The sequence below is a fragment of the Streptomyces sp. NPDC001406 genome (assembly GCF_042895285.1).
Lineage (GTDB): Bacteria > Actinomycetota > Actinomycetes > Streptomycetales > Streptomycetaceae > Streptomyces.
Genome location: NZ_JBIAWG010000007.1, coordinates 19,460 through 28,716 on the forward strand (window position 1 = coordinate 19,460; position 9,257 = coordinate 28,716).

A 9,257-nucleotide genomic window follows, 5' to 3' on the forward strand; every position below is an offset into this window, starting at 1 on the left:
CCCCCAGGGAAAAGGGGGCTTTCGCTAGTGCGGTCAAGGGGTCGTTGTTGTGCGTCGTTGAGCGGTGAAGCAAAGCAGCCGCCCCGCCCAGAGGCAAAACGACAGTCATAGCTCAACGAACTGCCGAGCTCTCGTTGTTCCGGTTGGTACGAGCGGGGGTGTGCCGTCTTCTTCCGGCCGGGCTCGGCAGCGAGTGTCCGAGCAGGATACGACGCACGTAGATGATCTGCGTGCCGCTCCCGGCAACCCGTGTGGGCCGAACGAGTGAGCACAGGGTGAGAACACCGTAAGGTGCGCGCGCCCGTGTCGGCCCGTGCGCGGAGCGTGGCCGGAAGCCATCTCCTCGCGGCGCTGATACCCTGGTAGCCCGTGGACCGGTGGGCAAGAAACCCCCGAACCGCAGCGACGGCACCCCCGGAAACCTCCGGGCGGGGAGTCGTACCGCACCACAGATCGCGACCACGGGAGCCCCCTCTTGGCCATGCCGCCCACGGCTTTTCGACACGTCACAGCCACGACGACCAAGCACATCTTCGTCACCGGGGGTGTCGCCTCCTCTCTCGGCAAGGGCCTCACGGCCTCCAGCCTCGGCATGCTGCTCAAGGCCCGGGGACTGCGCGTCGTGATGCAGAAGCTCGACCCGTACCTGAACGTCGACCCGGGCACGATGAACCCGTTCCAGCACGGTGAGGTGTTCGTCACCAACGACGGCGCCGAGACCGACCTGGACATCGGACACTACGAGCGCTTCCTCGACCGCGACTTGGACGGCTCCGCCAACGTCACTACAGGCCAGGTGTACTCGACCGTCATCGCCAAGGAGCGGCGCGGTGAGTACCTGGGCGACACGGTGCAGGTCATCCCGCACATCACCAACGAGATCAAGCACCGCATCCGCCGCATGGCCACCGACGAGGTGGACGTCGTGATCACCGAGGTCGGCGGCACGGTCGGCGACATCGAGTCGCTGCCGTTCCTGGAGACGGTCCGCCAGGTCCGGCACGAGGTCGGCCGTGACAACGTCTTCGTCGTCCATATCTCGCTCCTGCCGTACATCGGCCCTTCGGGAGAGCTGAAGACGAAGCCGACCCAGCACTCGGTTGCGGCCCTGCGGAACATCGGTATCCAGCCGGACGCGATCGTGCTGCGCTGCGACCGCGAGGTGCCCACCGCGATCAAGCGCAAGATCTCGCTGATGTGCGACGTCGACGAGGCCGCCGTGGTCGCCTGCCCCGACGCCCGCTCGATCTACGACATCCCGAAGACAGTGCACGGCGAGGGCCTGGACGCCTACGTCGTCCGCAAGCTCGACCTGCCCTTCCGTGACGTGGACTGGACGACCTGGGACGACCTGCTCGACCGCGTCCACAACCCCGACCACGAGATCACCCTCGCCCTGGTCGGCAAGTACATCGACCTGCCCGACGCCTATCTCTCGGTCACCGAGGCGCTGCGCGCCGGCGGCTTCGCCAACAAGGCCCGCGTCAAGATCAAGTGGGTCACCTCGGACGACTGCAAGACCCCGGCGGGGGCCAAGGCGCAGCTGGGCGACGTGGACGGCATCTGCATCCCGGGCGGCTTCGGCGACCGCGGTGTGCTCGGCAAGGTCGGCGCCATCCGCTACGCCCGCGAGAACAGGATCCCGCTGCTCGGTCTCTGTCTGGGCCTGCAGTGCATCGTGATCGAGGCCGCGCGCAACCTGGCCGACATCCCGGACGCCAACTCCACCGAGTTCGACGCCGCCACCGGCCACCCGGTCATCTCGACCATGGCCGAGCAGCTGGACATCGTCGCCGGTGAGGGCGACATGGGCGGAACGATGCGGCTGGGCATGTACCCGGCCAAGCTGGCCGAGGGCTCCATCGTGCGCGAGGTGTACGACGGCAAGGAGTACGTCGAGGAGCGGCACCGGCACCGCTACGAGGTGAACAACGCCTACCGCGCGGAGCTGGAGAAGAAGGCCGGCATCCTCTTCTCGGGCACCTCCCCGGACGGCAAGCTCGTCGAGTACGTCGAGTACCCGCGCGATGTCCACCCCTACCTGGTCGCCACGCAGGCGCACCCGGAGCTGCGCTCGCGTCCGACCCGTCCGCACCCGCTGTTCGCCGGGCTCGTGAAGGCGGCTGTCGAGCGTCAGCAGGCAGCGGGCGCGCAGGAGAATTCGAAGTAACACACCAGTTGTACGGTTGCCGGGGTGCATACCTTCAAAAGGTGAGCACCCCGGTTTCAGCCGACCGGTCTTTTGTGAAGCGTGTGGAAGGACAGGGCATGACGATCAAGGACACCCCCGAGGAGTGGGAGATCCGTGCCACGGAGACCCCCTTCGTGGGGAACAAGACCTCCGTCCGCACGGACGAGGTGGTCATGCCCGACGGCTCGGTGGTCCGCCGCGACTACCAGGTCCACCCCGGCTCGGTGGCGGTCGTCGCCCTCGACGAAGAGGACCGCGTTCATCTCATCCGCCAGTACCGTCACCCGGTCCGGCACAAGCTGTGGGAGATCCCGGCCGGTCTGCTCGACGTGCCCGGCGAGAACCCCCTGCACGCAGCCCAGCGCGAGCTGTACGAGGAGGCGCACGTCAAGGCCGGGGACTGGCGGGTCCTGACCGACGTGTACACCACCCCCGGCGGCTGCGACGAGTCCGTACGGATCTTCCTCGCCCGTGATCTGTCCGAGGCCGACGGACAGCGCTTCGAGGTCGAGGACGAAGAGGCCGACATGGAGCACGCGCGCGTGCCAGTGGCGGAGCTCGTCCGGGGCGTGCTCGCCGGCGAGCTGCACAACAACTGCCTCGTCGTGGGGGTCCTTTCCCTGGTCGCCGCCCGCAACGGCGAAGGCCTCGACGCCCTGCGCCCGGCCGAGGCACCGTGGCCCGCGCGTCCCTTCGAGTCCTGAACCCGGCCACCTCGACTCCTGAACCCGGCCACCTCCGGTCCTGAAGTCGGCCGCCCCGCCACCGGTGTGACGATCGCCTGATCCGATCGAGGGACCTGCCCGCCGTGCTCCGCACGGATCGTCGCAGAGCGTGAACTAGGCTCGACTCACGCCCGAACCGGAGTCCCGGCGGGCTTGCGCGTTCGGTGGGACGGGAGTGTGGCCCGTGACGGATCAGGCGGTGGACACGGACGGCGCGGGGCCGTCGGGCGACGCGTCGGCGGAGAGCCATTTCCTGGGCCGTACAAGGGAGTTGAAGGAACTCCGGGCCGACATCGAGCGAGCGGGCCTGGACACCCTCTCCGGCCGCAAGGCCCCACGCGCGCGCGTGCTCCTCATCGCGGGCCGGCCCGGTTCCGGCCGTACGGCGCTCGCCGAGGAGCTCGTACGGCAGGTCGCCGACCGCTATGCCGACGGAGTGCTGCGGGTCCGGCTCGGCGAACCCGACGGCACCCCGGTGCCGGTCGAGCGCGCCGCCCGCGAACTGCTCACCGCACTGGACCTGCCCACCCCGCCCGGAGCCGGCGAGGACGAGCTCAGCGAGGCGCTGCGCGCGGCCCTGGCCGAGCGGCGGGTGCTGCTCCTGCTGGACGACGCGGCGGGCGCCGAGCAGGTCGACGCGCTGCTGCCGGACTCCCCGGACTGCCTGGCCGTCGCCGTGTCCCAGGGCCCGCTCACCGGGATCACGGACGTCCGGCCCTGCACCCTGGGCGGTCTCGACACCAAGTCGGCCCTGGAACTGCTGACCCGGTACACCGGCTCGGTCCGCATCACCGTGGACCCGCGCGCCGCCGAGAGCCTCGTCGAGGTGTGCCAGGGCCAGCCCGCCGCGCTGGCCCTGGCCGGTGGCTGGCTCGCCGCGCGGCCCCAGGCGGGCGTCTCCGACCTGGCCAAGCGCCTGCACGCCGAGGCCGACGAGGGGACGCCGCTCAGCCGGGCCTTCCGGCTCGTCCACGAGCAGCTGCCGGCCCGGGCCGCCCGGATACTGCGACTGCTCTCCCTGGCCCCCGCCGGACTGGTCGACCCGCACACCGCCTCCGCGCTGGCCGGCTGCTCGGTGAGCACCGCCCGCACCACCCTGGACGACTTCGTCGCCCTCAACCTGCTGCGGGCCGTGGACTCCCCGCTGCCGCAGTACGAGGTCCCCGGCTGCCTGCACCCCCTGCTGCACGCCCTCGCCGAGAGCCATGACCGCCCCGGCGAGCTCCAGCTGGCCCGCGCCCGCATGCTGGAGCGGACCGTACGGCTGCTGCAGTCCTGCCGGGCGATCACCGAGACGGACAACCCCGAGGCGCGCGAGAAGCTCCAGGGCCTGCCCCGCTCCCTGCGCTTCCCCAGCCCCAGGGCGGCCGCCGACTGGCTCGACATCCGCCGTCCCGCCCTGCTGGCCGCCGCCCGCCTCGCGGTCGCCGACGGGGAGCTGGACACGCTGGCCCGCCGGCTGATGTCCCAGCTGGTCAGGGCGATGGTGGCGCATGTCGGAACCCAGGCGGCCGCGCCCGACCTGTACGGCATCCACCGCCTCGTCCTCGATGTGGCCGAGCGCCGCAGACTGTCCCGCGAGAAGGCCGCCGCCCTGCTGAACCTGGGCGACCTGGACGCCCGGACCGGCCGGACGAGCGAGGCGCTGGTCCGCTACCGGGCCGCGCTGGACGCCGGACGCGAGGCGAACGACCCGTACGCCACCGGCCGCGCGATGGAATCCGTAGGCGGCACGCATCAGGAGCTGGGGGACTACGACCGGGCCGCGGACTGGTTCGGCCGGGCCCTCGCCCAGCGCCTGGCCCGCGACGAGCGCGCGGACGCCGCCCGGCTGTACGGCCGTATCGGCACCGCCCACACCTATGCGGGCCGCTACGGCGAGGCGCTGCGGAACTGGCGTGCGGCCGTCGCCGGGCACCGCAAGAGCGGTGATGTCGCCGCTCAGGCACGGGCGTTGAGCGAACTGGCCCGGGTCCAGGAGTACGCCGGGCGGCCCGAGGAGTCGCTGCACACCTGCCAGGAGGCGGTGGAGTGGGCGCGCCGTGCCGACGACGTCCGGCTGCAGGCCGCGCTGCAGCTGCGGCTCGCGGACACCCTGGAGCGGCTGGGTGACTCCGCCGCCGCTCGACTGCACCGTGGGGCCGCCGAGCGCATGCTGGGAGAGGAACTCCAGGAGAGCCACGAGAGCGATGCAGAAGCAGACCACGGCTCTGATGCCTGCGAAATCCGCAGCACATCCATCGAAGATTGATGCAATGAAAGGCTAGACAGCCGGAACGCCTTCATTAAACTGGCTCTGCCGCACGTTCTCCTGCGGTGCATCCTGGTGTGCCCCCGCATGCCGGGTATGTCTTGCAATGCCCCCACACCCTCTGAGCCAAGGACCGTGATCGACGTGAAGGTCGGCATCCCCCGCGAGGTCAAGAACAACGAGTTCCGGGTGGCCATCACCCCCGCCGGCGTGCACGAGCTGGTGCGCAACGGTCACCAGGTCGTCGTCGAGCGGAACGCCGGCGTCGGCTCCTCGATCCCGGACGAGGAGTACGTGGCGGCCGGCGCCGAGATCCTGGAGACCGCGGACGAGGTCTGGGCCACCGCTGACCTGCTGCTGAAGGTCAAGGAGCCCATCGCGGAGGAGTACCACCGCCTCCGCAAGGACCAGATCCTCTTCACCTACCTGCACCTGGCCGCCTCCAAGGAGTGCACGGACGCCCTCCTGGAGTCCGGCACCACGGCGATCGCCTACGAGACGGTCGAGCTGCCCAACCGCGCGCTCCCGCTGCTCGCCCCGATGTCCGAGGTCGCGGGCCGGCTCGCCCCGCAGGTCGGCGCCTACCACCTGATGGCCGCGGCCGGTGGCCGTGGTGTGCTGCCCGGCGGTGTCCCGGGCGTGCCGGCCGGCAAGGCCGTCATCATCGGCGGCGGTGTCTCCGGCTGGAACGCCGCGCAGATCGCCATCGGCCTGGGCTTCCATGTGACCCTGCTCGACAAGGACATCAACAAGCTCAAGGAAGCCGACAAGATCTTCGGCACGAAGATCCAGACCGTCGTCTCCAACGCCTTCGAGCTGGAGAAGGCCTGCCTCGACGCCGACCTCGTCGTCGGTGCGGTCCTGATCCCGGGCGCCAAGGCCCCGAAGCTGGTCACCAACGAGCTGGTGTCCCGGATGAAGGCCGGAAGTGTCCTTGTCGACATCGCGATCGACCAGGGCGGCTGCTTCGAGGACTCCCACGCGACCACGCACGCCGAGCCGACCTTCCGGGTTCACAACTCGGTCTTCTACTGCGTGGCCAACATGCCCGGCGCGGTGCCCAACACCTCCACCTACGCGCTGACCAACGCCACGCTGCCGTACATCGTCTCGCTCGCCAACAACGGCTGGGTCGAGGCGCTGCGCCGCGACGCCGCGCTGGCCAAGGGTCTCAACACCCATGACGGCAAGGTCGTTTACAAGGAGGTCGCCGAGGCCCACGGCCTGGAGCACCTGGACCTGGAGACCCTGCTCGGCTGAGCCGACCGCCGAGCCGCTCCGCTAAGTCACCATACGGTAAAGGCGATACGTCAACACTGGTCGTCAACCGCGCGTACCCGGCCGGACCTTGCCCGACAAGGTCCGGCCGGATGTGTGTATGGTCACTTTGCGACGCTCGGTCAACTCGCCTCGAACGTAACTCTTCGACCGATTCGCACACCGGTGAAACCTGCCGTGCGACGGCCGTACGCCCTTGACAGAGGGATGTTTCATTGCCGACACATCCTGCCGGGTCCGGCGGATTGTGTTGCTGCGGACCGCCGACACGCCATAGAGTCGCCAACCGTCGGCATGGTGCCACGCTGACCTGTCTAGAAGTTTCCTGGTCACCAAGGAGGTAAGACGACTTGTGAATGAGTCGACATTTTCTCCCGGGGGTGGTCAACCAGGAACGCCGGTACGGGCCCAGGGCCCCGCGGGGTTCGAGGCTGTCGGCTCCGTCGCGGTGCGTACCTTCGCCCAACAGAGTCACCGGTCTGCAGGGGTGACTCACTCAGCACACCAGAGCATGGATGGCCATCACGTGAACGCCATGGCCGGCGACGGAAGTGGCGCGCCCCACAACCAACTCGCCGACTACGACGAACTGCCCGAGGGGCACTTCTACGACCCCGACGCCGAATACGAGCCGGACCCGGAGTACGCGGCCACGCTCGCGCCCGACGCTGCCCGCCAGCGCCGCGAGCGCATCGGCCCGACCGGGCGCCCGCTGCCGTACTTCCCGATCCCGGGCCCGCTGACCGACCACGGCCCCGCGAAGATCATCGCGATGTGCAACCAGAAGGGCGGCGTCGGCAAGACGACGTCGACCATCAACCTGGGTGCCGCGCTCGCGGAGTACGGCCGGCGCGTGCTGCTCGTGGACTTCGACCCGCAGGGCGCGCTGTCGGTGGGTCTCGGCGTCAACCCGATGGAGCTCGACCTCACCGTCTACAACCTGCTCATGGAGCGGGGCATGTCCGCGGACGAGGTCCTCCTGAAGACGGCGGTCCCCAACATGGACCTGCTGCCCAGCAACATCGACCTGTCGGCCGCCGAGGTCCAGCTGGTCTCCGAGGTCGCGCGCGAGTCCACGCTCCAGCGTGCGCTCAAGCCGCTGCTGGACGACTACGACTACATCGTGATCGACTGCCAGCCCTCGCTCGGTCTGCTCACCGTCAACGCGCTGACGGCCGCGCACAAGGTGATCGTGCCGCTGGAGTGCGAGTTCTTCGCCCTGCGTGGCGTCGCGCTGCTCACCGAGACCATCGAGAAGGTCCAGGAGCGGCTCAACCCGGAGCTGGAGCTCGACGGGATCCTCGCGACGATGTACGACTCGCGCACGGTCCACAGCCGTGAGGTGCTGGCCCGTGTGGTCGAGGCGTTCGACGACCACGTCTACCACACGGTCATCGGCCGCACGGTCCGCTTCCCGGAGACCACGGTCGCAGGTGAGCCGATCACCACGTACGCCTCCAACTCCGTCGGTGCCGCCGCCTATCGCCAGCTCGCCAGGGAGGTGCTCGCCCGGTGTCACGCCGAGTGAGTCTGCCGGGGGCCGACGAACTGTTCCGTACGACAGGGGGAATGGCGCTCCAGCCGTCCACTCCCCGGCGCCCGGCCAACGGCGAGGCCCGGGTGCCGGCTCCCGCGGGGGAGAGTGACGCGGCGGCCGCCGCGTCGGAGGACGTGCCGCCGTCGGTGCCCGTGCAGGGCGGTGACGGCGACGGCGCGGAGCATGTGGCCGCGGAGGCAGAGCCGGCCGACGCGGGCGAGTCCCGCAGCCGGGGCGCCTCGGCGGAGCGGTCGGCACGGCGGCAGGCGGCGCAGGAAGGTTCTGCCGCCTCCTCCGCCGGCGCGCAGCCCCGCAAGCGCGGGAACCGGGCGGCGGCGCGGCGCCCCAGCGGGCGCGAGCGGCACGACGAGAAGATCACCGTGTATGTGTCGGCCGAGGAACTGATGGACCTGGAGCACGCCCGGCTGGTGCTCCGTGGCGAGCACGGGCTGGCCGTCGACCGCGGACGCATCGTCCGCGAGGCGGTCGCGGTGGTGCTGGCCGACCTGGAGTCCCGGGGAGAAGCGAGCATCCTGGTACGGCGGCTGCGCGGCCGGTAGTCGGCTCGGTGGGCGGTAAGCGATAGCCTGCGACGGCCATGACCTCGAACGACGTTCCCGCCCCCGGCCCCTCGGCCGGCCGCAGACGTGCCCTGGGGCGGGGACCGGGCGCCGCGCAGGCAGCTCAGCCAGGGGCCCCCACGAACCCCTCGAAGCCAAACCCCGAGCCACCCACCCCGGCCACGGAATCCGAAGCAGCCACGCCGCCTCGAAGCCCGTCTCCCGCCCCCGAGGCCACCTTCCCTGGGCCCGAGCCGGAGGGTTCGAGGTCTGGGTCCGCCGTGTCGGAGCCGGGGATCTCCGAGTCCGGGGCTGCGCGTCCGGGGCCTGAGCCCGAGTCGGAGGGTTCGCGGTCTGGGTCCGCCGTGTCGGAGGCGGGGCGCGCCCGGCCCGAGGCGGCCCTTCCGGGGCCCGAGTCAGAGGGCGCGGCGGCAGAGCCGGGGATCTCTGTGACCGGGACTGTCCCCCCGGGCTCCGAGCGTGCGGGCCTTCGTACCGAGTCCGAGCCGCATGACTCGCGGTCTGGTTCCGTCGTGTCAGAGCGGGGGATCTCCGAGTCAGAGGCCGTGGTCCTGGACCGCGAGCCGGGGACGTCCGAGCCTGTGGCTGCGCTTTTGGGCCGCGAGCCGGGGCTCGTCCGGCCCGAGGCCGTCCTCCCTGGGCCCAAGTCGGAGGGTTCGTCGGCAGAGCCGGGGGTCTCCGGGTCCGGGGCCGG

6 protein-coding genes are annotated in these 9,257 nt (G+C 70.6%); all 6 read left to right on the forward strand.

All coding sequences use genetic code 11. The features are described from left to right. Positions 1-481: 481 nt before the first annotated feature. The 6 genes from ACFY1J_RS17905 to ACFY1J_RS17930 all read left to right on the forward strand — a co-directional run bounded on the left by ACFY1J_RS17905 (position 482) and on the right by ACFY1J_RS17930 (position 8,542). Positions 482-2,170 carry a CTP synthase gene (locus tag ACFY1J_RS17905; RefSeq protein WP_363296941.1) on the forward strand — a complete coding sequence of 563 codons (1,689 nt, stop codon included), beginning with the start codon at positions 482-484 and terminating at the stop codon, positions 2,168-2,170. Positions 2,171-2,268: 98 nt separating this feature from the next. Next, complete coding sequence (locus ACFY1J_RS17910) at positions 2,269-2,895, forward strand: NUDIX domain-containing protein (protein ID WP_390712179.1); 627 nt, start codon at positions 2,269-2,271, stop codon at positions 2,893-2,895. 205 nt (positions 2,896-3,100) lie between these two features. Next, complete coding sequence (locus ACFY1J_RS17915) at positions 3,101-5,167, forward strand: tetratricopeptide repeat protein (protein WP_390731506.1); 2,067 nt, start codon at positions 3,101-3,103, stop codon at positions 5,165-5,167. A gap of 135 nt (positions 5,168-5,302) precedes the next feature. Further along, a complete protein-coding gene (gene ald / locus ACFY1J_RS17920) occupies positions 5,303-6,427 on the forward strand; it encodes an alanine dehydrogenase (RefSeq protein WP_390712181.1) in 1,125 nt (374 codons plus the stop codon). Positions 6,428-6,797: 370 nt separating this feature from the next. Next, complete coding sequence (locus ACFY1J_RS17925) at positions 6,798-7,973, forward strand: ParA family protein (protein WP_390712182.1); 1,176 nt, start codon at positions 6,798-6,800, stop codon at positions 7,971-7,973. Beyond that, on the forward strand, positions 7,958-8,542 hold the full coding sequence (locus tag ACFY1J_RS17930) for a hypothetical protein (RefSeq protein WP_390712183.1): 585 nt from the start codon (positions 7,958-7,960) through the stop codon (positions 8,540-8,542). The genes ACFY1J_RS17925 and ACFY1J_RS17930 overlap by 16 nt, the downstream gene beginning before the upstream one ends. The last annotated feature ends 715 nt before the right edge of the window (positions 8,543-9,257 follow it).

What these genes read in the sequence shown, in the direction of transcription:
- ACFY1J_RS17905 (WP_363296941.1), top strand. Translation starts at nt 482, where the DNA reads ATGCCGCCCACGGCTTTTCGACACGTCACAGCCACGACGACCAAGCAC.
- ACFY1J_RS17910 (WP_390712179.1), top strand. Translation starts at nt 2,269, where the DNA reads ATGACGATCAAGGACACCCCCGAGGAGTGGGAGATCCGTGCCACGGAG.